The sequence below is a fragment of the Thermosynechococcus sp. B1 genome, assembly GCF_030322985.1.
In the GTDB taxonomy this organism is placed as follows: domain Bacteria; phylum Cyanobacteriota; class Cyanobacteriia; order Thermosynechococcales; family Thermosynechococcaceae; genus Thermosynechococcus.
Genome location: NZ_CP096573.1, coordinates 822,174 through 845,928, shown reverse-complemented (window position 1 = coordinate 845,928; position 23,755 = coordinate 822,174). Strand labels below are relative to the sequence as shown.

18 protein-coding genes and 1 pseudogene are annotated in these 23,755 nt (G+C 53.2%); 3 read left to right on the top strand and 16 right to left on the bottom strand.

Annotated features, from left to right (window positions below; genetic code table 11):
* Positions 1–66: 66 nt before the first annotated feature.
* Entirely contained in the window at positions 67–3,078 is a 3,012-nt protein-coding gene (locus M0644_RS04355) for an SMC family ATPase (protein WP_286626750.1), read from the bottom strand.
* Between the two features lie 89 nt (positions 3,079–3,167).
* Here M0644_RS04355 and M0644_RS04350 point away from each other — a divergent pair, with 89 nt between their 5' ends.
* The gene (locus tag M0644_RS04350; RefSeq protein ID WP_149818501.1) at positions 3,168–3,776 is read left to right on the top strand and encodes a Uma2 family endonuclease; all 609 of its coding nucleotides are present in this window, start codon (positions 3,168–3,170) and stop codon (positions 3,774–3,776) included.
* Between the two features lie 497 nt (positions 3,777–4,273).
* A complete protein-coding gene (locus M0644_RS04345) occupies positions 4,274–4,675 on the top strand; it encodes an AbrB family transcriptional regulator (protein ID WP_149818499.1) in 402 nt (133 codons plus the stop codon).
* Positions 4,676–4,685: 10 nt separating this feature from the next.
* Here the strand turns inward: M0644_RS04345 and M0644_RS04340 are convergent, their stop codons facing one another.
* The 12 genes and pseudogenes from M0644_RS04340 to M0644_RS04285 all read right to left on the bottom strand — a co-directional run bounded on the left by M0644_RS04340 (position 4,686) and on the right by M0644_RS04285 (position 20,671).
* The gene (locus M0644_RS04340; RefSeq protein WP_286626749.1) at positions 4,686–8,333 is read right to left on the bottom strand and encodes a hydantoinase B/oxoprolinase family protein; all 3,648 of its coding nucleotides are present in this window, start codon (positions 8,331–8,333) and stop codon (positions 4,686–4,688) included.
* 44 nt (positions 8,334–8,377) lie between these two features.
* A pseudogene (locus tag M0644_RS04335) lies at positions 8,378–9,037 on the bottom strand (transposase).
* Positions 9,038–9,242: 205 nt separating this feature from the next.
* Positions 9,243–11,933 carry a cyanophycin synthetase gene (gene cphA / locus M0644_RS04330; RefSeq protein ID WP_286626748.1) on the bottom strand — a complete coding sequence of 897 codons (2,691 nt, stop codon included), beginning with the start codon at positions 11,931–11,933 and terminating at the stop codon, positions 9,243–9,245.
* Between the two features lie 93 nt (positions 11,934–12,026).
* Positions 12,027–12,995, bottom strand: a complete 969-nt coding sequence (locus M0644_RS04325; protein ID WP_286626747.1) for a cyanophycinase — start codon at positions 12,993–12,995, stop codon at positions 12,027–12,029.
* Between the two features lie 22 nt (positions 12,996–13,017).
* Positions 13,018–13,683, bottom strand: a complete 666-nt coding sequence (locus M0644_RS04320) for a Uma2 family endonuclease (RefSeq protein ID WP_286626746.1) — start codon at positions 13,681–13,683, stop codon at positions 13,018–13,020.
* Positions 13,684–13,706: 23 nt separating this feature from the next.
* Positions 13,707–14,369, bottom strand: a complete 663-nt coding sequence (locus M0644_RS04315) for a Uma2 family endonuclease (protein WP_149818489.1) — start codon at positions 14,367–14,369, stop codon at positions 13,707–13,709.
* Positions 14,370–14,392: 23 nt separating this feature from the next.
* Entirely contained in the window at positions 14,393–15,064 is a 672-nt protein-coding gene (locus M0644_RS04310; protein WP_149818487.1) for a Uma2 family endonuclease, read from the bottom strand.
* 30 nt (positions 15,065–15,094) lie between these two features.
* The gene (locus M0644_RS04305; RefSeq protein WP_286626745.1) at positions 15,095–16,657 is read right to left on the bottom strand and encodes a polysaccharide deacetylase family protein; all 1,563 of its coding nucleotides are present in this window, start codon (positions 16,655–16,657) and stop codon (positions 15,095–15,097) included.
* Between the two features lie 110 nt (positions 16,658–16,767).
* On the bottom strand, positions 16,768–17,571 hold the full coding sequence (gene pstB / locus M0644_RS04300) for a phosphate ABC transporter ATP-binding protein PstB (protein WP_149818483.1): 804 nt from the start codon (positions 17,569–17,571) through the stop codon (positions 16,768–16,770).
* Positions 17,565–18,512, bottom strand: a complete 948-nt coding sequence (pstA, locus tag M0644_RS04295) for a phosphate ABC transporter permease PstA (RefSeq protein WP_286626744.1) — start codon at positions 18,510–18,512, stop codon at positions 17,565–17,567. Before pstA ends, pstB begins: the two co-directional genes overlap by 7 nt.
* Positions 18,513–18,514: 2 nt before the next feature.
* On the bottom strand, positions 18,515–19,528 hold the full coding sequence (gene pstC, locus M0644_RS04290; protein ID WP_149818479.1) for a phosphate ABC transporter permease subunit PstC: 1,014 nt from the start codon (positions 19,526–19,528) through the stop codon (positions 18,515–18,517).
* A 135-nt stretch (positions 19,529–19,663) separates the two neighbouring features.
* On the bottom strand, positions 19,664–20,671 hold the full coding sequence (locus M0644_RS04285) for a PstS family phosphate ABC transporter substrate-binding protein (protein ID WP_286626743.1): 1,008 nt from the start codon (positions 20,669–20,671) through the stop codon (positions 19,664–19,666).
* Positions 20,672–20,936: 265 nt separating this feature from the next.
* Between M0644_RS04285 and M0644_RS04280 the strand changes: the two genes are divergently transcribed.
* Positions 20,937–21,824 carry an alpha/beta fold hydrolase gene (locus tag M0644_RS04280; RefSeq protein ID WP_286626742.1) on the top strand — a complete coding sequence of 296 codons (888 nt, stop codon included), beginning with the start codon at positions 20,937–20,939 and terminating at the stop codon, positions 21,822–21,824.
* Here the strand turns inward: M0644_RS04280 and M0644_RS04275 are convergent.
* Genes M0644_RS04275 through M0644_RS04265 form a run of 3 tightly spaced genes read right to left on the bottom strand, consistent with a single transcriptional unit; the run spans position 21,821 to position 23,747 of the window.
* On the bottom strand, positions 21,821–22,612 hold the full coding sequence (locus M0644_RS04275; RefSeq protein ID WP_286626741.1) for a YdcF family protein: 792 nt from the start codon (positions 22,610–22,612) through the stop codon (positions 21,821–21,823). The two genes, M0644_RS04280 and M0644_RS04275, sit on opposite strands and share 4 nt — an antisense overlap.
* 4 nt (positions 22,613–22,616) lie before the next feature.
* Positions 22,617–23,348 (bottom strand): photosystem II S4 domain protein, encoded by a 732-nt coding sequence (locus tag M0644_RS04270; protein WP_286626740.1) that lies wholly within the window; start codon positions 23,346–23,348, stop codon positions 22,617–22,619.
* The gene (locus M0644_RS04265) at positions 23,349–23,747 is read right to left on the bottom strand and encodes a hypothetical protein (RefSeq protein ID WP_149818469.1); all 399 of its coding nucleotides are present in this window, start codon (positions 23,745–23,747) and stop codon (positions 23,349–23,351) included. It lies immediately after the preceding gene.
* Between the last annotated feature and the right edge of the window lie 8 nt (positions 23,748–23,755).

Sequence of the window (23,755 nt, the reverse complement as noted above, 5' to 3'; positions counted from 1 at the left end):
AGTGTGCTGTTGCTGACTCTACTCTACCATTTTGCCGATATTGTGCCGCAAGCTGCTACCCCTGTCCTAGGTAATGATGCTGAGTTGGGAGGCTCCCCCTATTTTGGTGACTTCGATGCGGGTTTGAAAAGCTTCTTTGAGGGCAGGCACATGGGTAATGGCGAGGATGCAGTGAAATTCAGGGGCGATCGCGTTCAAGGCGGCAATCAGCCGTTCACAGCCCTGGGCATCTTGGGTTCCAAACCCCTCATCAATAATGAGAAACTGGACATCACTGCCGGAGCGCTGCGCCAACAATCGCGCCAAGGCTAAACGCAACGCAAAATTGATGCGAAAGGCTTCACCCCCAGAATAACTTTCGTAAGGTCGAGTCCCTTGGCAATCGGCAATGAGAATATCGAGGGTCTCAATGGGCTTAGTATCAGCGCCACTGCGCCGCCGACTGCGTTGGGTAATGAACTGCACATGGAGTTGATGATTGCTGAGGCGACCCAGGATATGGTTGGTTTCTGCCTCCAGATGGGGCAAGACCGTTTCAATGAGCATGGCAGGAATGCCATTTTTGCCTAGGGCTTGGGCTAGTTCGCAGTAGAGGCGGTATTGATAGCGGAGGTGGGCAAGGGTTTGCTGTCCCTGTTCGTATTCTTGGGCTAGGCGATGGAGTTGCTCTAATTCAGCGCTGAGTTTGCCATGCTGGGCAAGGTTAGCTTCGAGGGTCTGCTGCTGCTTCAGGAGTTCCTGTTGACATTGGTTCAGCTCGGCGGCAAGGCGGCTGGCGGCGCGTGCAGTGTCCTCAAGGGTAGCAAGTTTGTCAGTAATGCGTTGCAGTTGTTCCCGTTGTTGGTGCAGCGTTTCCTCTAGGTGCTGGAGGTCTTGGCGGAGTTGGGATTGGCGCGATCGCCCCCGTTGCAGGGTCTGATAGGCCTCACAGTTCGGTTCTAATGCCGCCAGTTGTGCCTGAATTTGGGCGTGCTGCTCAGGATCGTAGGCTAAGGCCGCCAACTGCTGATCAATGGTGGCCAAGGTTTGTGCCAAGGGGGAGAGGGTTTCAAGGGCATTGAGTTGGCGTTGCAGTTCTTCCTGTTGTGCCACTAGGGCCGGCAGTTGTTGCTGAATTTGGCGGTATTGCCGCTGCGCTTGGCGGAGTTCCTGTTCCTTGGCTTCGGCCCAACGCCATTTTTCCACTTGCCCGCGGGCGATCGCTAAATTTTTCTCGTCATAGTTGAGGCGCTTCAGTTCCGCCTCAATCGATTGTAGTTCCCCAAGGGTTTCCTGATGGCCGTTCCTCAGCTGCCGCTCAATCTGCTGAATTTCTGCAGCCAAGCGATTCAACTGAGGTTCCAAATCCTGTGTGCTCTGGAGTTGTTGCTGGAGTTGCCCCCGCTGCTCAAAGAGTTGCGTCAGTTGGGAAATCTCATGGGCAACCGTTGCATATTCCCGCCGCAGGACCTGAATTTCGCGCTCTGTGACTGCCAGCTGCTCGCGGATTACCCACACCTGATTGAGCAGTTCCTGTTTTTCAGCGACATGGCGCTGCAGGACAGCCTGGTAGTGCTCGGCATCGAGGGGACGTTGACACAGGGGACAGATGGCTCCCGGTTGATGGAGCAGTTCTAGGCGCTGGTTCAGTTGATGAATCTGCCGCTCGTATTCCCGCTGGCGGGCTTGCAGTTGCTCTAGGAAGCGGCGGCGCTCTAGTCCCTTTTCCCGCACATGGTCTTGATAAACCCGTTGTTTTTCAAGGGTTTCAATCTGTGTTGTAATCAGTATCACCGCCTCTTGGAGAGCAGGTTGTCGTTCCACCTGTTGGTGGAGATGCTGCCACAGCTGCTGCAATTCATCGCGCCGGCTGCGGAGGCGTTGCTCCTGCTGTTGCCGTTCCAGTTCAAGGCGCTGTTTGGCTTGCAGAAGGGGAAAGACTTTTTGTTGAAGCTCTTCCTGTGCTTGGAGCTGAGCGCGCGATCGCTGTAGCTGTTCAAAGGCAGCGACAATCTGATTTTCTTGCTTGAGGAGCTTTTCCAACTGCTGGCATTGTTCCAGAAGAAATTGCTGCTGGCTCTCCAATCCATGCAGGATGCGCAGAAGGTCTTGGCGCTGCTGGTCGAGGTTCTGCTGCTGGCGATCGCGCTGTTGGCGCAGCCGTTGATAGTCAGCAAAACACTGCTGCAATTGCGCTTCAGCGGTTTTCAGGCGCTGCCATTGGCTAACGGCGGCTTCCAAGAGGGGGGCACGGGCTTCTAGATCCGCAATCGCGGCCTGTTCTTGGCGGAGCGTCTGGCACTGCTGCTCGAGATGGGCGATTGTTGTCCCGAGGGTGTCTCGCTGCTGTTGCAGGTGTTCATAGTCCCGCTGTTGCAGTTGATGGACGTGGTAGGCGGCCTGTTGCTCTTGGAGCCGTTGTTGACACTGCTCGACTTGCTGCCGTTGCTGTTGAATCTGCTGGCTCACCGCTGCCTGTTGGGCGCGTAACTGCGGTTCTTGGGCGAGTTGCTCCCCTAGGCTCTGGAGGCGTTGTTCCAGAACGCTGATTTGGGCTTTGTAGTCACGGGCGCGATCGCGAGCCGCTTCCGCAAGGGTCTCGTATTGATCCAAGCCTAAAAGGGTGGCCAAGAGTTGCTTGCGTTCACTGGGGCGTTTGGCCATAAATTCATCGGCACGGCCTTGGCGCAGATAGGCACTGTTGACGAACGTGGCGTAGTCAAGGCGCAGAATTTGAATGATTTTTTCCTGTGTTGCTCGTAGCGATCGCCCCGTTAGCGAGGTATAGCCCGCTGCTGTTTGAATCTGCAACTCTAAAACCGTATGTTGCTCGCGTCGCCGCAACCGTACCACCCGATAGGTCTGCCCCTGAACGCTAAACTCAAACGTCACTTGGGCTTCCATTTCGCCGTAGTAGATCACATCATCCTCACGGCTAGCGCGGCTTTGCCCCCAGAGTGCCCAGGCGATCGCCTCAAGAAGCGAGGACTTGCCCGCCCCATTGGCACCACAAATACAGGCCAGATGTAACCCCGCAAAGGGAAGAGTGGCCTGGCGATAGCTGAGGAAATTGCGCAATACCAGTTGACGTGGAATCATAGGGCACCACACCCTTGATGTTTCCACAGTTTAGGGCATTCTCTAGCGAAGAATGCGTCACTTCTGAGACTCTGCCTAAAATTAAGATCATGATCATCACCACTTGCCAACCCACTCCAACCCCCCAACCAGTGCGATTTACGGTGCAGGACTATCACCGTTTACTGGAACTTGGGTTTCTGAGGGAAGATGACCACATTGAGCTAATTCGGGGGGAATTGGTGCGAATGGCGGCCAAGGGAACAGCGCACGAAAGCTGTCTGCGGCGATTGTTGCGAATTTTACCGAAGATTGTGGGCGATCGCGCCACGCTTCAGTGCCAGTCGCCGATTACGATTGCCCTTGACGGTGAGCCAGAACCCGATGTGGCGATCGTTAAAAACCAAGAAGATGACTATGCCTCAGCCCATCCCACACCTGCGGACACGCTCCTTGTGATAGAAGTGGCGGATTCATCCCTAGAGTACGATCGCACAGTGAAACTATCGCTTTATGCTGAAGCCAAGATTCCCCATTACTGGCTGTTCAATGTCAGCGATCGCACACTGGAAGTCTATAGCGAACCTGCTGAAATTACCCCGCGGCAGTTTGGCTACCTCAGCAAGAGAATTATTCCGACCAGTGGCGTTGTGCAATTGCCGCAGTTCCCCGAACAAGTGCTTGAGCTTGCTTCTATTTTCCCAAATAGTTCACAATGATCAGCAGGCCAATTCGGGTTTGACACTCTTGGGCTTTGCCACCTCACACTGAAGCGACTGTTGTGAGCGTATTCAATTCTTGCAAAAAGTGCCGTAAGTTTGATTGGCGTCATTTTCTGAAGGATAGAGCATCTACCGCCCTTGTCTTAAATAAGGGATACATAAACGCTGATAGAAATCTCTTCCGTCGTGGCTTTTGTAGTGTTTGAGTCTGCGCGATACCTGTGAAAAGGGCTGTAAAAGAGGTGGCGTACTTTCTACACTAGCCCTCACTTTTTTGAGTCTCTTGCGTCCCTGTGAAAAGAGTGTCAATGTAACTCGTCTAAAGGAAATGTAAAACCCTGACTCAAGGGCGATCGCAACTTGAATTCTGAAAAAAATTATGGTTTGCTAAAAATAGACACTCACTCATTACGAGTTCGCTGTCAGGCTTTGGCACTCTTTGATTGAATCGCCAATGAATAGACAGTATTTGATCATTGAAAAGGTAGGTTAAAATGGGACGCAAGCAAGTAGAACCCTTGACAGGTGCTGCTTTATTAGAGAAGTACAAACAATTGGAACATCTCAGCCACGAGGAAAAAGCAAAGGCCTGTGGCTACTACACGGTCACCCAAAGTGGTAAGGAGCGCATCAGCAAAATGAAGTTTAATAAGGCGCTTCTTGAAGCCTTGGGTATGAATCTTGATACGAAGTCAGGGCGTGGTGGTAGCCGAGGCGGTCGCAGTGCTAGTTATCGAATCACGGTACAAGCCAATGGTAATTTACTCATTGGTTCGGCCTATACCAAGCAAATGAATCTCAAGCCGGGGGATGAATTTGAAATTACCCTTGGCCGTAAGCACATTCACCTTAGACAAGTGAGCAGCAACGGTCAACCCACCGACGATGAAGATTAATTTGATATATCTAATCTGAGAGTTGAGGTACCCCAAAGCCACCACCACCTGGGGTACAAATGCGCAGGCGATCGCCCGCTTCAACATTGATTGTGGCGGTTCCTGCTAAGGGATGGGGAATTTGGCCGAGTTTCAGCCATTGATTTTCACCCACTGCACCGCACTCACCACCCGCAAGGCCAAAAGGGGGAATTTTCCGCGACTGGCTGAGGAGGCTGACGGTCATGGGTTCACGAAACTCAAGGACACGAATTGCCCCATCTCCCCCCGGTTGCTGCCCTTTGCCCCCACTGCCCCGCCGACGGCAAAACTCCCAAACAATCACGGGGTAGCGGTTTTCGAGCACTTCGACATCGGTGAGCCGAGAGTTGGTCATGTGGGTTTGCACCGTACTGGCTCCGGCAAAGGTGGCTCCTGCCCCAGCGCCGCCAGAGATGGTTTCGTAGTATTGATAGCGATCGCTGCCAAAGCTGAGGTTGTTCATCGTTCCCTGAGCCGCTGCCATAATGCCGAGGGCACCGTAGAGGGCATTGGTGAGGGTTTGCGAGGTTTCGACATTGCCAGCAACCACCGCCGCCGGAAACTGGGGGTTCAACAGTGAGCCTTGCGGCACCCGCAGTTCAATGGGACGCAAACAGCCCGCATTCAGGGGAATGTCCTCTTGTACGAGGGTTCGCAAGACATACAGCACAGCCGCCTTGGTAATGGCAAGGGGAGCATTGAAATTGTCATTGGTTTGCTGGGAGGTGCCCTCAAAGTCCAGGCAGGCGGTGCCTTCGTTGCTATCAATGGTGATTTGTACCTGAATTTGGCTGCCGTTGTCCATCGCAACGCAAAAGCGTCCCCCTTGGAGCGATCGCAGGCATTGGCGCACACACTCAGCAGCATTGGCTTGGCTAAATTCCATATAGGCAGCGACAACCTCGCGACCATAGCGATCGCACAGGGTAATCAGTTCTTGTACCCCCCGCTGATTGGCGGCTATTTGGGCTTGCAGATCCGCCAGATTCTGCTCAGGATAGCGAGCCGGCCAAGGGGCTTGGCTCAACAGTTGATTAATGGCCGCCTCTTGAAACTCCCCGCCCTCCACCAGCAGCACATTATCAAAGAGAATTCCCTCTTGACGGACATCGGTACTATTGGCCGGCATTGATCCAGGACTAATGCCCCCAATGTCAGCATGGTGCCCCCGTGAGGCGACAAAGAAGGCGGGTTGCGCTTCCCCCTTGAGAAATACGGGGGTAATCACGGTAATATCCGGCAGATGGGTGCCACCGCGATAGGGATTATTTGTGGCAAAAACCTGACCCGCCCGGAGGGTGTTGCCTTTCTCAGCCAGCAGTGCCTTAACACTTTCGCTCATTGACCCCAAATGGACGGGGATATGGGGGGCATTGGCCACAAGGTTGCCGGCAGCATCAAACAGAGCACAGGAAAAATCCAACCGTTCTTTGATATTGACCGAGGCACTGGTCTGCTGGAGCGTTACTCCCATTTGCTCAGCAATGGCGCGAAATAACTGCTGAAAAATGGCTAGTTGCACCGGATCCGCAACGGTGACGGCAATCTGCTTTGACGGTGCCGGGGATTCCTGCAGGGGACGCAGCCACAATCCCCCTTGATCATCCACTTCCGCCTGCCAGCCCGCCTCAACCACATTGGTGCCCGTAGCATCTAAGATCAAGGCCACCCCTGCAATGACCTGATGGACAGGGAGGCAATCGCGCTCATAGACGGGTGCTTTGTGCCATTGGCCTTTGCTGTAAACCGACACATGGGCAAGGGGCGTGAGTTCTGTGGCGGCATGGGGCATCGTGACCGCTGGAACTGCCTGAACAGCAACGGCTTCAACCGCGACTTGACCGATGCGGAGCAATCGCCCCCGTATAGTAAACCCATAGCGATCGCGATGGGCTTGGGCAAATGCGGCTGCCATCCTTTCCAAATCTGCCCAGGGCACCCAGAGGATCGTATCTGTCCCCACATAACCTAAGCCGATGCGCACTTGACTTTGAATCTGCGGGCGATCGACCCCTTGGGCAACAAGTTCATCTATTGCTTGCCCTTTTAGCTGCTCAATTTGGCCTTGCAGCTCCACCAGAACAGCGGCGGTGAGGGGTTGTTCAATCGTTTGCTCCTTGAGTACCCGCAGCTCCGCCTGACCAATGCCGTAGGCCGAGAGCACCCCCGCATAGGGATGGAGATACACCTGCGGCATTCCCAACACCTCGGCAATCAAACAGGCGTGTTGGCCGCCGGCACCGCCAAAACAGCAGAGGGTATAGTCGCGCACATCGTGCCCCTGCTCTAGGGAAATTTTCTTAATTGCCTGTGCCATGGTATTCACCGCCACTTCAATAAAACCAGCCGCCACATCGGCAACACTGCGGGCATCTCCGGTGCTCTCGTAGATCTCTTGGCGCAGTTGAGCAAATTGCTGTTCCACCGTCTCGCGATCCAAGGGCTGTTGACCATCGGCGCCAAAGACAGCGGGGAAATAGGCGGGCTGAATTTTCCCCAAGAGGATATTGGCATCGGTCACCGTGAGAGGTCCGCCGCGACGATAGGCAGCAGGTCCGGGATTGGCACCGGCAGAGTCTGGCCCCACTTGGTAGCACCCCTTATCAAATCGCAAAATCGAGCCACCGCCGGCAGCGACGGTATGCACGGCTAGGAGGGGCGATCGCAAGCGCACACCGGCAATGGTGGTTTCCTGCCACCGCTCATACTCTGGCCAAGGGGCATCCGGATTGTGGCGATAGTGGCAGACATCTGTCGAGGTACCTCCCATATCTAAACCAATCAGCCACTCAATCCCTGCGGCTAAAGCAGTGCGCACCACCCCCACCATCCCCCCAGCAGGGCCTGAAAGCAGACTATCCTTACCGCGCAAGCAGGCCGCCGCCACCACACCGCCATTGGACTGCATACAGTAGAGGGGAATCTCCCCCAGCTCCCCCTGCACCCCCTGTAGATAGCGATGCAGCACCGGCGACAAATAAGCATCCACAACAGTCGTATCGCCCCGGCTGACCAGCTTGATCAGGCCACTTACCTCGTGGGACACCGACACTTGGCTAAACCCCATCTCCCTTGCCAAGGCTGCCACCTGTTGTTCATGGTCAGGGTAGCGGTAGCCATGCACGAGCACAATGGCGCAACTGCGGATGCCTTGGTCATAGACCGCTGCCAATTGGGGCTTCAGGGCTTCTAAGTCAAGGGGAACGAGAATTTCCCCTTGGGCACTCACCCGTTCTTTGACTTCAATGACATGGCTGTAGAGGGGCGGCGGTTGCTGAATCGCTAAGGCAAACAGCTCCGGGCGGTTTTGGTAGCCAATGGCTAGAGCATCCCCAAAGCCTTGGGTAATCAGGAGCACCGTTGGCTCGCCTTTGCGTTCCAAAAGAGCATTGGTGGCCACCGTTGTCCCCAGTTTCACAATTTCAATGGCTTCACTGGGAATGGGGGCATCCGGCGCCAACCCCATGAGCATCCGAATTCCCGCTACTGCTGCATCGCGATACTGCTCTGGATTCTCTGAGAGCAGCTTGTGCACCACCATTTGCCCATCGGGACGGCGGGCGACAATATCCGTAAACGTGCCCCCGCGATCGATCCAAAATTGCCATTTGGCTTTCATTGCAACCGCATTGTTCATGATCACTCTCAGAAGTGTTGAATCCTGCAACAAAACTTAACGTTTTAAGTGACCAGTAGCTCTGGCTGCCAATCAAAGCTCCAATGCACTATCGAGCAGCGACGACTGAGTTCCAGTTGCAAATATCGCAATTTGTCTAATAGTTTCTTCCCAAAGTATTCAAGTATCTCCACCAGCTCTAAAATTAAATAGGCAATTAAAACCATATAAATCTAATTTACCACGCCGTTCAAACTCTTTGTAATCAACTTGTCTAATGATAAATGCATCTTCAGAAATTTCCATAGGTTCTCAATCGCCCACCGCTGCCGATATAACTCACTCACTTCCTCATCACTTAGCTCCTTTAGATTTGTCGCTATACGAAACTCCCTTTGATTCTCGTCAAAAAATTGAACCACGCGATATCTCTCATGATTGAGCTTTATTCTCATGTTATTCTTGATACGTACAACAAATGAGCACTTCCTCTCACTCAGTCGCTCTAAAAATTGCCAGCTCGCAAACCCTCTATCCATGATTACAACAGCATTTGTAATCCCTGCATGATTCAAGCGATAAAATAAGGCTCTCATACTGGTTAACCCTTGGTCGAGAACGTAGGTCAACCAGATTTTGAAGAACAATTGAGAGTTCAGCACGGGGTAGTCACAGGGGCTGAGCTGATTGAGAATGGACTTGACAAGAGTTGCAAAAGATACCATAGTATAGTAAGTTGATTGTTTTTTCTTCTTTTAAGGGAAGAATATGACATTTCTTCCCTTTTTTCTAGCCTCTCAAACTATCTTTCAACACTTCTGGTAAAAGCGGTGAGATCCTCCAACCTTTTTGAAAAGGCCTATACTGTCCTTCTCGCTGTTGATCAGAGTGACTTGATCAGATCAGCGTTGCCCGCGGTCGAGAAACTGCCTATTGGGAGATGGAGGGATTGAGATCACCACTGGTGGAAATTCCCTCACTGTGAAAGCCATTGGTCGTTTCCCCTTGGAGTCGTTGATGATGCTGGTGAATCAGTTGAATGGTGCGGCTGACTTCCGCTGGAAAGATCACCACTAGGGAGCCTTGGGGGGCGCGATCGAGGGCAAATTGAATCGCTGCTACCTCGTCATGGATGATGTCGTATTGGCGTTGGACACTGTGGTGATGTACTCCTCGCTCAATCCAATAGGCGGCATCGCCGCGCGGCCGGCCACGGGTATCGTCATCTTCTTTAATGATGATCCAATCAAAGATTTTCGCCGAGAGTTCACCCAGTTGTTCTAAGTCTTGATCACGGCGATCGCCCGGTCCGCCAACGACACCAATGCGCTGCCCTGGCCATTTTTGGACAAATTCACCAATGGCCTCATACCCTGCTGGATTGTGGGCATAGTCCACCAAGACACTAAATTGCCCCAAATCAAAGAGGTTCATCCGCCCGGGGGTTTGCTCCACTGAGGTTCGGAAGCTGGTCAAGGCAGTGCGAATATGCTCAATACTGATGCCTTGGGCAAAGGCGGCTAGACTGGCAGCGAGGGCATTGGCAATCATAAAGCCGGCTCGACCGCCAAGGGTAATGGGCACATTTTCTGCCTGCTCAATCCGTAGCGTCCAGTCCCCTTTCAAAATCGAGAGATAGCCATTTTCATAAACGGCGGCGAGACCCCCCTGCTGAATGTGCTGCCGAATAATCGGATTGTGGGGATTCATCGAGAAATAGGCCACTTGGGCTTTGACTTGGCGTGCCATTCCCGCCACGAGGGAATCATCGGCATTCAAGACAGCATAGCCATTCGGCCAAGCGGATTCCACCACCACGGCCTTTAAGTCCGCCAACTGTTCAACGGTGTCAATATCACCAAGGCCAAGATGGTCAGCCTGCACATTTAGCACCACCCCGACATCACAGTGGTCAAAGCCCAAGCCGGAGCGGAGAATACCACCGCGCGCTGTTTCTAGGACAGCAATCTCAACTGTGGGGTCTTGCAGGATCAGTTGGGCACTTTGAGGCCCGGTGGTGTCCCCTTTTTCCACCAGATAATCGCCAATATAGATGCCGTCTGTGGTGGTGTAGCCAACGGTTTGCCCCGTTTGTTTGCAGATATGGGCAATGAGGCGGGTGGTGGTGGTTTTACCGTTGGTGCCCGTAATCGCAAAGATTGGGATGCGGCAGGGCGTTCCCGGTGGAAAGAGCATATTCAACACCGGTTCGGCGACATTGCGGGCAATCCCTTGGCTGGGGTTTGTGTGCATGCGAAAGCCGGGAGCAGCATTGACCTCGACAATCACACCGCCAACTTTAGGCAGGGGCTGACTAATATCGGGGCTGACAACATCAATCCCCGCAATATCGAGGCCAATGATCTGAGCCGCCCGCTGGCAAATCCAAACATTTTCCGGGTGAATTTCATCGGTGCGATCGACGGCAATGCCACCGGTACTCAGGTTCGCCGTGGCGCGTAGATAACAAATTTCCCCCGGTTGCAAGACAGTATTTAGGGTATAGCCCTGCTTTTCCAAGAGTGTCCATGTGTCGTGATTCACCTCAATGCGAGTGAGGATATTATCGTGACCGTCTCCCCGCTGCGGGTCTTGGTTAGTTTTCTCAATGAGTTCTTCGATGGTGGAGCGGCCATCGCCAATGACATGGGCTGGCACCCGTTCAGCAACGGCGACTACTTTGCCATTGACCACTAGAACCCGAAAGTCGCGACCCGCATGGTAGCGTTCCACAATCACTGATTTGGAGACACTGCTGGCAATTTCAAAGGCTTCTTCGGCCTCTTCTAGGCTGTTGATGTCAATCGTAATCCCCCGACCGTGGTTGCCGTTGAGGGGCTTAATGACAATCGGGTAGCCGCCGATGTCTTCAATGGCTTCAGGGAGGTCTTCAATGTAGCGGACGACGGTTCCCTTGGGCACAGGAATTCCGGCATCCTGAAGCAGTCGCTTTGCCCCTTCTTTGTCCCCTGCGAGTTCCACGGCCAAGATGCCACTGCGATCGCTCAAGGTGGCTTGGATGCGATGACTGCGGGCACCATAACCCAATTGAATGATCGAGCGACTGCTCAACTCAAACCAAGGAATATTACGGGCTTCCGCCTCGCGGACAATCGCTTCCGTACTTGGGCCTAGGGAGGCTTTGGCTTTTAACTCGCGGAGATCGGCGAGATCCTGATCCAGTTCGCGCTGGGGATAGGTGCCCGTATCAATAATGCTTTGACAGAGTCGTACTGCTGCGCGGCCGGCATAGCGACCCGCTTCTTCCACTTGGTATTCATAGACGACTTGATACACCCCCGGCGTTGAGGTCTCCCGCGTGCGGCCAAAACCAACGGGCATCCCTGCTAGTTCTTGGAGTTCGAGGGCGACATGCTCAACCACATGACCGAGGTAGGTGCCTTCCCTTAGGCGGGTGAGAAAGCCCCCCTCATGGCCAAGGGAACAAAAATGATTGTAGAGACTGGGTAAAACCCGCGCCAACCCATCCACAAAGCCGGGAATCTGATTGGAGGGGGTGTTGGCCACCTCTTCTAGATCTAAACGCATGACAATCAGCTTATGACGCCGAATGCTCCAATAATTAGGACCCCGCAGCGTTTGTAATTTGAGAATTTTCATAGAAGAGTGGCTTTTTTAAGGACAGCTTACCATTTTTAGTTTTGAGGCGAGTGACGCAATAAACTGTATCTTAAGCAACACTTTCCTGAAAACTTAATTTAGGGGAGGCAAAATACATTTGTGCTGCACTTGATGGGTGCGGAGGTTATAGCAGTCACCATCACTGAGGATGTGCAGGCGCAAGTTGTAGATACTCAAGGGTTCGTTAACATCCACATGGGCATAGTTCGTGTAGCTGACATCCCGAGGATCAACAATGGTGACAGAGCCACGACCAAGAACCCGCAGCATACCATCAGCTTCAAACATGGCACAGGTATCTTCGTCAATGCCGACTCCCAGCTTGTCGGGGTGAGCAGAAATGGCGCTGATCAGGCGCGCGAGGCGATTGCGATTGTGGAAATGCTGATCCACTAAAACATCGGGAAGAATACCCAAGCCTGTGGCCAAATCGACTAAGGAGCGGTTTGGAGCTTCATTGCTGCCCCCACTGGCAATCATGCACTCACCCATGACAGCGGCACCGGCACTCGTGCCCCCAAGAATTGATTTGCCTTCCCAGACTTGATGACGCAATTGGTAGAGGAGGGGGGTTTCATCTAGCAGCGCCGACAAACGCAGTTGATCGCCCCCGGACATAAAAATGCCAGTACAGCGACTCAAGCGAGCTAGCATCTCTTCCTGTTCGGCATCAGCGCGATCGCCCACCAATAGAACGTCCACTTCGCGCACACCAATTTCGCGGAAAATATCGTGGTAGAGCCGCCCCATGGCATCGGGTTCACGGGAAGCAGAGGGAATGACGCCAATGATGGCATCTAGGCCGCCAGCGCGTTGGCAGAAGGTGGTGAGAATTTGTCGCCCACGTACTTTGTCTTCCGCTCCCCCGATCGCCATCACTAAACCTTTGTGACCAGAATGTTGATTGGTCGTTTTGGAAATGGGGTCTAATTGCAACATAGGGCTACGGTGAATGAAACGTTCAATCGGCAGACAGAATCGATGCATTTGGCAAGGGCGATGCCAATACCCCCCTATTGACACGGGGATTCTATACAGCATAATGCCAGATTAGGGAAATTTTTTAAGTTTTGGTCAAGATTTGCACGAACGCTTGATGTTCGGGGGTGGCAATTCCCTGTTGGAGTACCTGCAAAACCATACCCAGATCATGGGCCAGTAATGCCTCAGGGGTGAGCCAAAGGCCGGGGAATTGGCGACTGCGAATGATGCCCTCAGCATCAGCAGTGAGGGGCTGGTATTCTCCTGCTTCAAGGGAGAACCAGTGGATTTGGCGATCGTAGGTACACCACACAAGATATTCCTGAACGCCATTGCGGCGGTACACCCTGAGCTTATCGTGCAGGTCGTAGGCGGCACTGCTGGCGGCAATTTCAACTACAAGTTCCGGTGCCCCCTCGATATAACCATCCTCACTAATGCGAGAGTTGCCCCCGCTTTCAAGGCGGAGCACAGCATCGGGCTGCGGTTCATTATCGCCATCCAAGCGAACCGTCGGATTGTCATAGACGAGAGCCCCCGGCGTAACTGCTTTGTAAAAACCGAGCCAAGCCATGATCTCGGCATGGGGCTGACTGTGACTGACACGAACGGGAGAAGCCACGTAAACAATTCCCTCAATCAGTTCTGCTTTTTTCAGGTGGGGCATGGCTGTATAGCGGCGCTCAAATTCGTCCCGTGTCAGGCGATCGCCATTTTCAAGGGGCGGCAGAGAATACTTTAGTGTCATGGCTCTCTCTCCTCAGAACCTCTCTATCGCTGCTGGCGAGCCACAAACGCTTGATGTTCAGGGGTGGCAATTCCCTGTTGGAGTACCTGCAAAACCGTACCCAGATCATGGGTCAGTAATGCCTCAGGGGCAAGCCAGAGTCCGGGAAATTGACGACTGCGAATTATCCTCTCAGCATCGGCAGCAAGTGGTTGGTATTCCCCCGCTTCAAGGGAGAACCAGTGGATTTGGCGATCGTAGGTACACCACACAAGATATTCCTGAACGCCATTGCGGCGGTACACCCTGAGCTTATCGTGCAGGTCGTAGGCGGCACTGCTGGCGGCAATTTCAACTACAAGTTCCGGTGCCCCCTCGATATAACCATCCTCACTAATGCGAGAGTTGCCCCCGCTTTCAAGGCGGAGCACAGCATCGGGCTGCGGTTCATTATCGCCATCCAAGCGAACCGTCGGATTGTCATAGCAACCTAGCCCCGGTGTTGCAGCACTGTAGAACCATAACCATCCCATAATTGAGCCATGGGAGCGACTATGATCGATACTCACGGGAGACCCCATGAATACAACTCCTTCAATCAGTTCTGCTTTCTTCAGGTGGGGCATGGCTGTATAGCGGCGCTCAAATTCCGCTCGTGTCAAGCGATCGCCATTTTCAAGGGGGGGTAGAGAATACTTTAGTGTCATGGCTCTCTCTCCTCAGAATCTCTCTATCGCTGCTGGCGAGCCACAAACGCTTGATGTTCAGGGGTGGCAATTCCCTGTTGGAGCACTCGCAAGACAGTACCCAGATCATGGGCGAGTAATGCCTCAGGGGCGAGCCAGAGTCCAGGAAATTGGCGACTGCGGATGATGCCCTCAGCATCAGCAGTGAGGGGCTGGTATTCCCCTGCTTCAAGGGAGAACCAGTGGATTTGGCGATCGTAGGTACACCAGACAAGATATTCCTGAACGCCATTGCGGCGGTACACCCTGAGCTTATCGTGCAGGTCGTAGGCAGCACTGCTGGCGGCAATTTCAACTACGAGTTCTGGCGCGCCCTCAATATAGTCATCAGCAGTAATTCGCGATCGCCCCCCGTGGCTGAGGCGTAAAATGGCATCGGGTTGCGGTTCATTATCGGCATCTAGGCGAATAGTCGGAGCATCTGCCGCTTCAACCCCCGGTGTGGCTGCACAGTAGGTGCCCAGCCAAGTGATTAGGAATAGGTGAGGTTGACCGTGACTGCGGTAGCGTAGGGGAGAAGCCACGTAAACAATTCCCTCAATCAGTTCTGCTTTTTTCAGGTGGGGCATAGCCGCGTAGCGACGCTCAAATTCGTCCCGCGTCAGGCGATCGCCATTTTCAAGGGGCGGCAGTTGCACTGGGTGTTCAATTGTCATGGCAGGCTGTTGAGGATCCGCGTGCTGCCTTTATTGTAGTTGGTGCATTCTGCGGCTATATTGTCGCTGCTTGATTTGGGCAAGGGGGGCAACAAAAGCCGTGTTGGGAATGCTGTCTAGGGTGGCGATCGCCCGCTGCCACAAGGTCTTAGCCACTGATGATTGTTGTGCTTTAGCGGCAAGCGTCGCCTGCTCCGCCAGTTTGAGAGCCGCTTGATATTGACCTTCAGCAGCTTGTTCAAAGGCCAGCCGTTGTTGCACCCAAGACAGAGCTGCCTGTTGCTCCCGTAGGGTGGCCGCTAGGTACTCCCGTTCGGCGATCGCCCATGGGGGTGTAGTCTTTAGCTCTTTTTCTAAAACTTGAATGCGGGTCTCTAGTTGCAGAATCAACTGCTGAAGCTGCGCCGTTTCTTGAATCGTCAGCCAAGAAGGGGGTTCTGGTAGACTCGTTGGCTCTTGAGCGGCAATCAACTCAGGAACAGTAACAAATTGATAGCCCTTAGCTCGCAGTTCGGCAATGATTCTGGGCAAGGCTGCAACCGTTGCTCGCCGAGAGCCACCCCCATCATGGAGCAGAACAATGGCACCGGCATGCGCCTGCTGGACAACTGTGTTGACAATGCGATCGCTCGTTTGGCGAGGTAACCAATCCTGTGGATCTACTGACCACATTACCACACCGTAGCCCTGTTGGCTGGCGCGACTCACCAGACCATTATGGAGATTTCCCCCCGGTGGTCGAAAGAGCTTGATATTTGCCTCAGTGATGTCTTCTATCAATTGTTGGCTTTGATCCACCTCGTGCTGGGCAGCCGCAGGATTAAAGTAATGGTAGCCGTGGCTCCAAGAGTGGTTGGCCAAGACATGACCTTCCCTAACAATGCGCTGCGCTAATTTTGGGCGCGCTGCAACGGCTCTGGCAATGGCAAAAAATGTCGCTTTGACCTTTTCTTGGGCAAGAATGTCGAGCACTTGGGGCGTGTAGGTCGGATCAGGGCCATCATCAAAGGTCAGTGCCACCAACTTTTGCTCAGGGGGTAACGCAACCCGATTAAACACATGGCCACGAAAGGCCTCAGGGGGTGAGTAGTGGTGCCACAGGGGTGGGCGGGCGGGAGTCAAAATGGGCGCAGCATTAAGAATGACCGATCGCACTTGTTCAACGGTGGGTTCGGGTGCTGCTGCCAACCAAACACTAGGAGACTGCCATTGGCCGACGGCTCCTAAACCAAAGATTCCTAAGACACTGGCCGCTAGGGCTAAGGGTTCAAGCTGGCGAGCGCGAACTGTTGCGGGTGTGGGGGTTGCAACCGGCCGAGGCCGCAGACGTACCCCCCATGCAGGGCGCTGCCCCCCCAACTGTCGCCCATAGACATCAATGGATTGGGGTAGGAAAGGACTTAAAAAAGCAACCAAGACATCAAGGCAGGTGCGTTGATCGGGAATTTGCTCTGCCTCTAGGAGAATTTTCCAGCCTTCGGCGGAGTGAGCGACACGCACATAGGTGGCCTGCGGCGCAAGGCGGCGCGCTAATTCACGGGCGATCGCCTGAGGTGAAATCTCCCTGACCGTTGACTCCAGCGATGCCACCATAACTGCGCTCCTAGAGCGAGAACGAATAACTACTAGCCCTAGGGTAGCGATCGATTCACAACCACACCTTACCTCTTAGACCACATTCTCAAGCGGACTTGACGCAGCGATCAACCAAAGCGACCACTCACGTAATCGGCAGTCTTCTGTTCCACTGGCTTCGTGAAGATGGACATGGTTTCGTTGTACTCAACGATTTCGCCCAAATACATAAAGGCGGTGAACTGGGAAATACGAATCGCCTGCTGCATGTTATGGGTCACAATCAGAATCGTCACTTGCTCCTTGAGTTCGCTAATCAGGTTCTCAATACTGACCGTGGCAATCGGATCCAATGCCGATGTTGGCTCGTCAAAGAGAATAATCTCTGGATCAGTGGCTAGGGCACGGGCAATACAGAGCCGCTGCTGCTGACCGCCCGACAGAGACGTGCCCGGTTCCTTCTGACGATCTTTGACCTCATCCCACAGGGCAGCACGACGGAGCGATCGCTCCACCACCTCATCGAGGATCGCACGGTTATTGATGCCGCGCACCCGCAATCCATAGGCAACGTTTTCGTAAATCGACTTGGGGAAAGGATTGGGCTTTTGGAAGACCATGCCAATCTGCATCCGCACTTCGATTGGATCCATTTGCAGGAGGTTACGCGGTTGCTCATCCCCCAACCAAATTTCCCCCTCGTAGCGATTGCCGGGATACAGATCATGCATGCGGTTAAAGCAACGCAGCAACGTAGTCTTGCCACAACCTGAAGGCCCAATCAGTGCCGTAACTTTCTTTTCATAGACCGGCAAGTTGATGTTTTTCAGAGCCTGCTTGCCACCGTAGTAAAAGTTCAAGTCCCGAACTTCTGCCAGCTTTTTCAGTGGCTCGTTCTCGGTAGCCACGACCCAATCTGTAGGTTTTACCATTTGATACTCTTCCTAAAACGATAGCGTAGATAAATAGCTGTTGCATTCACCGCCAGCGTCAACACCAGCAGGATAATCCCAGCCGCTGCAGCATTCACTTGAAAGGCCTCTTGAGGACGGGAAACCCAGTTAAACATCTGAATCGGCAGCACCGTAAAGGGAGACCAAATCCACTTAAAGGAAATGTAGGGAAACTCGCTTTGAATTGGTGGATCCGGCAAGAACGTGATAAACGTCAAAGCACCAATCGTGATCAGGGGCGCCGTCTCACCAATCGCACGGGAGATACCCACAATAATCCCCGTGAGGATCCCACCCATCGAGTAGGGCAGCACATGATCAGCAATCACCTGCCAGCGACTCGAACCAACCGCATAGGCGGCTTCCCGAATGCCTTGGGGAATGGCGCGCAAGGACTCGCGGGTGGTCACAATCACCACGGGTAAAATCAGCAGTGCCAGCGTAAACCCAGCTGTGAGAATGCTCTCACCCCAGTTGAGGATATAGACAAAGAAACCGAGAGCCAGCAGACCATAGATAATCGAGGGCACGCCTGCTAGGTTCGTGATATTGACCTCAATGAAATCCAACAGCCAGTTTTTAGGAGCATATTCTTCGAGGTAAATGCCCGCCGCAATGCCCAAAGGAATAGCCACAAACGCCGTTACAAGAATGACCAATAAACTGCCCACCCATGCCGTGAGGATACCTGCCTCTTCTGGATCGCTACTGGGGGGCGAGGTGAAGAATTTCCAGTTGAGCATTGGCAGGCCGCGCATAAAAAGGTCAGAGACCAAAAAAATCAGTGTTAAGAGCGCTACAGCTAGGGAAAACCACCCTAGAACAATGAAAAAACGTTCCCAACGGGTGCGAGAGCGAATGGAGGCAGCGATGGCGATGGGGTTGCGGAGGTTACTCAAAAGCGGGTGCTGGCTAGGCATAGCTAGTACACCTCACGATAGCGACGACTAAAGAAGTACCCCGCCACATTGAGAATCAGTGTGGCAAAAAACAGCATGATCCCAGCGGCAAAAATAGATTGATATTCCAATGAGCCATGGGGGAGATCCCCTAAACTGACCGAGACAATGAAGGCGGTAGTTGTGGAGGCCCCTTCTAAAGGATTAAAGGTGAATTTGGGCTGTAACCCAGCGGCCACGGCCACAATCATTGTTTCGCCAATTGCCCGTGCCAGCCCCAAAATATAGGCGGCCATAATGCCAGAGATAGCAGCCGGCATGAGAACCTTGATTGCTGTTTGCAAACGCGTTGCCCCCATCGCATAGGATCCCTCCCGCAATTGCAAAGGAACAGCCTGCAGGGCATCTTCTGTCAAACTGGCAATATAGGGCAGCACCATTAGTCCCACCACAATACCTGCCCCCAACATGTTAAAACCAGGTAGCTCAAAATATTCCCAAGGTTCCTTGCCAGGATTAAAAAATTGCTGAACGCCAAGAATGATTTTCTGGAGAAAGGGAGTGACCACCAAAAGGGCAAAGTAGCCGTAAACAACCGTGGGGATACCCGCCAAGATTTCAAGGATAGGCTTGAGGATCTCCCGCATTTTGGCGGGTGCAAACTCACTCAGATAGATGGCCGCAATCGTGCCAAGGGGGATAGCCACACAACTGGCCACAAAGCAGGTCGTGAAGGTTCCAGAGAGCAAGGGTAAGATGCCGATTCCAATAGGCTCAATCAGAGGTGACCAGTCCGTACTCGTAAAGAACTCCACCAACGCTTCAAAGAGGGACTCTTGATGCAGCTCCATCACCTTTTCAAAGAAGATCACTGTTTCGGTAAACAGGATATAGATGATGACAAGCGTGGTCACGACCGATGAGATTGCTGCCAAAAATAGAATGCTAGCAATGATCCGCTCCCGCCAAATCCTGACGGTACGGGATGGCAGGGTAACAGGTAGCTTCGTTGAGTAGGGTAGGGGCTGTTCTACCATGGGTATTATTCCAGCAAGCAAAAATCTTTTAGTTGGAATTTATCTTTTGAGAGAATCAACGACTGAGGTTGACAAAATGGGAAAAAAGGGTGGAGGGCTGATACCTCACACCCTTCATTAAATCAAAATATTAATCTATTGGGGTTGCATCCTCAGCAGTTGGTTGATTGTCAAGCCAATGGCCTCTTTGCCCCCAAAGATCGTACCCACACGGTTGCGGTTGAAGTTAGCCAGAATCGTGCGGTAGGCACTAGCCGGCAGAGGCACATACTTCACCTTTTTCACCATGGCCGGGGCATTATTGAGGTAGTAGGTGACAAACTGCCGTACTTCAGGCCGCTGCGCTGACCTAGCGTTGACGTAGATAAAGATGGGACGGGAGAGGGGCTGGTATGTCCCATTCAGCACGTTTTGCTCGGAGGGTTGGACAGGGCCTTTGCCGTTGTCAATGGCAACCGCTTTGAGCCGATTACGGTTTTCCGCATAGTAGGCAAAACCAAAGTACCCAAGCGCACCGCGATCGCGACTGATACCTTGAACTAGCACATTATCATCTTCGCTGGCGGTGAAATCTTTGCGACTGACTTTTGATTTACCATTGATGGCCTCTGTGAAATAGTCAAAGGTTCCAGAGTCGGCACCTGGCCCAAAGAGTTTCAAAGGAATATTGGGGAAACCTTGGCGCACTTGGCTCCAGTTATTGATTTTAGAATCGGGTTCCCAAATCCGCTTCAATTCAGCAACCGTTAAGCTTGTTGCCCAAGTATTTTGGGGATGAACCACCACGGTGAGGGCATCGTAGGCCACTGGCAGTTCAATAAAGTTGATACCAGCAGCGCGGCAGTCGGCAATTTCCTTGGCCAAAATGGGGCGTGAGGCGTTGGAAATATCCGTTTCACCGCGGCAGAACTTCTTGAAGCCACCGCCTGTACCAGACACACCTACCGTAACGCGGACTTTACCCCCTTGGGCTTTTTGGAAGGCTTCAGCAACAGCTTCGGTAATGGGGAAAACGGTGCTAGAACCATCAATGCGAATCGTAGGTGTCCCTTGGGATAAAGCAGCAGGAGTCAGGCTACCCGACAGAGCCGCGACCGCGGCAACGATACCAAAACGAGCATAGCTCTTTACAGATATGAACATAGTAATCTCTCCTAGCGGAGTAAACAGCGTTTCCCAAAGACTTGAACCCTTGGGGTCTTGGCTTGACGGCTGCCAACAGGTTGCAGGCAGGCGAACCGATCAAACTACCCTTCCGTCAGAATACGCAACGTTTCTAGGGGATAGGTTAAACCAAGGGAAAGATTTGGTTAAAATTCCTACCCAATGTTAGGGATTAGCCATATTGTTGAGGTGGGTTCCATACCCGCTGGTTCAGTGTCAGGGAAATCCTCAGAGGCTGTCTGCAATGCCGTCATTTGTTTCTAAAACCTATCGGTGGCAGGGCTTTCCCTGCACTTATCGTCTCAGTGGCAAAGAAGGGCATACCCCCATTGTTTTTGTCCATCCAGTGGGCGTGGGCCTCTCTGGGCGGTTCTGGGATCGCTGTGTGGGCCATTGGCAGTCCCAAGGGGAAGGTTACTCATTTTATATCCCTGACTTGCTCGGCTGTGGCCAGAGCGCCCTACCCCACATTGCCTATTACCCCGAAGATTGGGCGGCTCAGTTACATGGCTTTATCGCCTCTGAGATTCGCCAAGCGGTGATTCTCGTTGTCCAAGGGGCATTGTTTCCTGTGGCAATGGAGCTAGTTCACCTTGATCCCCAAGTCGTTCGAGCCATGATCCTCAGTGGCCCTCCAGCGGCTTCTCTCGTTTCTGAAAACACTGATCCTAGGTGGCAAAAGGTGCGCTGGAATCTCTTTGACTCCCCCTTGGGTTGGGGCTTTTATCTCTATGCCCGCCAAGAAAGTTTCCTGCGGCAGTTTTCCATTAATCAGCTTTTTGCCAAGCCTGAGGATGTAGATGATGAGTGGCTAAAGATGCTGGCCGCTGGTTGTGCTGACCTTGAGAGTCGCCATGCGGTGTATTCATTCCTGTCGGGTTTTTGGCGGCGGGACTATCGTGAGAAAATGCAGCAGACTGGGCAGCCAGTGCTTGTGGTGATGGGAGACCAAGCCTCGAGTATCAGTCGGGAGGGGGGGGCTGGATCGCCTGCAAAACGGTTGAAATTTTATACCAAGACATTTCCCAATGCTGAGGGAGTGGTGATTGCGGGGCGCAATGTCTTGCCCTATGAGTCAGCCCCTGCTTTTGTGGAGGCGTGTCAAGGGTTTCTGCGTGCTCAGGGTCTCTAAAGCCAACCTCTGAGTTTGTAAACGAGCAGACCTTGGTATTCCCGTAGGGCGATCGTGGTGATGTCCACGTTGGAGGGATTGGGGATCAGGCTGAGCAGTAGGTTTTGCCAAGTGGGCGATCGCGCGATCGACAGGTACCGATAGTCCGTCGGTGCCGGGATCACCTTCATTCCCAAACGGCGAAAAATGGCGACGGAGCGGGGCATGTGGTAGGCGGATGTCACCAGCAGCAGATCCCCCTGAATTTGATGCTGCTCAAGAAGCGCTTTGACATTCACGGCATTTTCATAGGTATTCAGTGCGGTGGTGTCCAGCAGCATCTTGTCCATCGGCACACCGCAGGTGGTGGCAATTTCCGCCATGTCTGCTGCTTCTCCCCGCTGAAAGGTTTCGCCGAGCCAGTCAATGCGACCCCCACTGAGGATGAGATAGGGGGCATAGCCTTGGCGAAAGAGGTGGGCACCGTAGAGGATGCGATCGCCCCCTTCCGTGACTTCTACCCAAGGCCTCGGCGCCGTTTGCGGGACAACCGCCCCACCGAGAACAACGATCGCGGCAGCTTTGGGCATGGGATCAGGGGGTAAATACTGTCGCTCTAGGGAAGCAATAAGCGCTGTTGCCACATAGTCATTGCCGCTCAGGAGTAAAATGCTCAGGGCAATCACGAGGGCGATCGCCGCCTGTTTGGGAGCACGCCAAAAGCGAACAATGGCAAAAATCAATGCCCAACAGGCCAAGGGCAATGGATACAGCAATGGCGGCAGTAATTTCGACAGCAGCAGATCCATAGTCTTAGCGAATGCGCTCCATCTGGATGCGGTAGCGCTCTTTCTTGGTAACTTGAATGTCTTGAATCCGTAATCGCCCTTTGCCACGAATGGCAATGAGGTCATTCACCTTGAGCAGATACCGCGGTTGTTGCACCACTTGCCAGTTGACCCGCACCAGTCCTTGGCTAATCCAGTCGCTCATTTTACTGCGGGAGACGCCAAACCCGGCTGAGGCCACAGCATCCAAGCGCAATGATGCTTCGACGGTACTGAGGGATTTCCGTTGGGGGGGCGCTACGGCCAGTTCTGACCAGTCACAGAGATCGACGGTCACCGCTACAGTCCGCACTTGTTTTAAGTGTTCTTGTAAAGTAGGGACTTTTTCAGGGATGAGAATGACCTGTGCCCCCCGTTCCCCAAGGAGAATCACATCCCCATAATCGCCGTCATCGAGACCGGCATTGGCGATCGCTTGCTCAAAATCACTGTAGGTGGCGGGATCAAAGAGAAAGTTGCCTGTGATTCGCACCAAAGCAAGGGGCGGCTGTTGCTCTTCAAGACTAAGTTCAGTGGGGGCGATCGCCAGCCGACAGCGTTCCGCTTGCGGGTACCCCCCCCAGGCGAGACCATGAACATCGGCCCGTTGCTCAAGGGTGCGGAGTGCCTGCACCACCTGATCGGGGGACAAAAAGGGGGTATGCACCACCGACCAAGTTTTAATGGCTGTGTCAAGGGCGGTCCCTAGGTCAAACATTTAGACCTCAAGAAATTCCGGCAGTTCCAGCCACTGGGCTAAGTGGGCTTTCACCTGTTGGCAAAACTGGGGGCGATCGCCAAATTTCTCAGTGCGGATGGTTTTGCGCTGTGCATCCAATGTCCAGCCATAGTCACTGCTGAGGCGGATTTTCCCCTGCCAGTCGGCGATGGATAGCATGAGCTGTGGGGCGGGGCTATTGTCCACCCCCTTGACGCGAAAGACATAGTTAAAAGTGTTTTGCTTGCCGGCAGCAACCGTTGAGGCTTGACCAAACCGCTCCTGCAAGCGCGATCGCACCCGCTCCACAAATGCCGCATCGCCTAAATCTTCTAGGGTGCGCATGGCCAAGGTAAGGGCAAAATAAAACTCTTCGACAGGAATGAACTCCAGTTCCATGCAGCTTG

Bases quoted from the DNA above. Each gene is read 5' to 3' on its own strand.
- M0644_RS04320 (WP_286626746.1), bottom strand. From the start codon at position 13,683: ATGACACTAAAGTATTCTCTGCCGCCCCTTGAAAATGGCGATCGCCTG.
- M0644_RS04310 (WP_149818487.1), bottom strand. From the start codon at position 15,064: ATGACAATTGAACACCCAGTGCAACTGCCGCCCCTTGAAAATGGCGAT.
- M0644_RS04270 (WP_286626740.1), bottom strand. From the start codon at position 23,348: ATGTTTGACCTAGGGACCGCCCTTGACACAGCCATTAAAACTTGGTCG.
- M0644_RS04265 (WP_149818469.1), bottom strand. From the start codon at position 23,747: ATGGAACTGGAGTTCATTCCTGTCGAAGAGTTTTATTTTGCCCTTACC.
- pstC (WP_149818479.1), bottom strand. From the start codon at position 19,528: ATGGTAGAACAGCCCCTACCCTACTCAACGAAGCTACCTGTTACCCTG.
- M0644_RS04315 (WP_149818489.1), bottom strand. From the start codon at position 14,369: ATGACACTAAAGTATTCTCTACCCCCCCTTGAAAATGGCGATCGCTTG.
- M0644_RS04350 (WP_149818501.1), top strand. From the start codon at position 3,168: ATGATCATCACCACTTGCCAACCCACTCCAACCCCCCAACCAGTGCGA.
- cphA (WP_286626748.1), bottom strand. From the start codon at position 11,933: ATGAAAATTCTCAAATTACAAACGCTGCGGGGTCCTAATTATTGGAGC.
- M0644_RS04305 (WP_286626745.1), bottom strand. From the start codon at position 16,657: ATGGTGGCATCGCTGGAGTCAACGGTCAGGGAGATTTCACCTCAGGCG.
- M0644_RS04340 (WP_286626749.1), bottom strand. From the start codon at position 8,333: ATGAACAATGCGGTTGCAATGAAAGCCAAATGGCAATTTTGGATCGAT.
- M0644_RS04345 (WP_149818499.1), top strand. From the start codon at position 4,274: ATGGGACGCAAGCAAGTAGAACCCTTGACAGGTGCTGCTTTATTAGAG.
- pstB (WP_149818483.1), bottom strand. From the start codon at position 17,571: ATGGTAAAACCTACAGATTGGGTCGTGGCTACCGAGAACGAGCCACTG.
- M0644_RS04355 (WP_286626750.1), bottom strand. From the start codon at position 3,078: ATGATTCCACGTCAACTGGTATTGCGCAATTTCCTCAGCTATCGCCAG.
- M0644_RS04275 (WP_286626741.1), bottom strand. From the start codon at position 22,612: ATGGATCTGCTGCTGTCGAAATTACTGCCGCCATTGCTGTATCCATTG.
- pstA (WP_286626744.1), bottom strand. From the start codon at position 18,512: ATGCCTAGCCAGCACCCGCTTTTGAGTAACCTCCGCAACCCCATCGCC.
- M0644_RS04280 (WP_286626742.1), top strand. From the start codon at position 20,937: ATGCCGTCATTTGTTTCTAAAACCTATCGGTGGCAGGGCTTTCCCTGC.
- M0644_RS04285 (WP_286626743.1), bottom strand. From the start codon at position 20,671: ATGTTCATATCTGTAAAGAGCTATGCTCGTTTTGGTATCGTTGCCGCG.
- M0644_RS04325 (WP_286626747.1), bottom strand. From the start codon at position 12,995: ATGCTGTATAGAATCCCCGTGTCAATAGGGGGGTATTGGCATCGCCCT.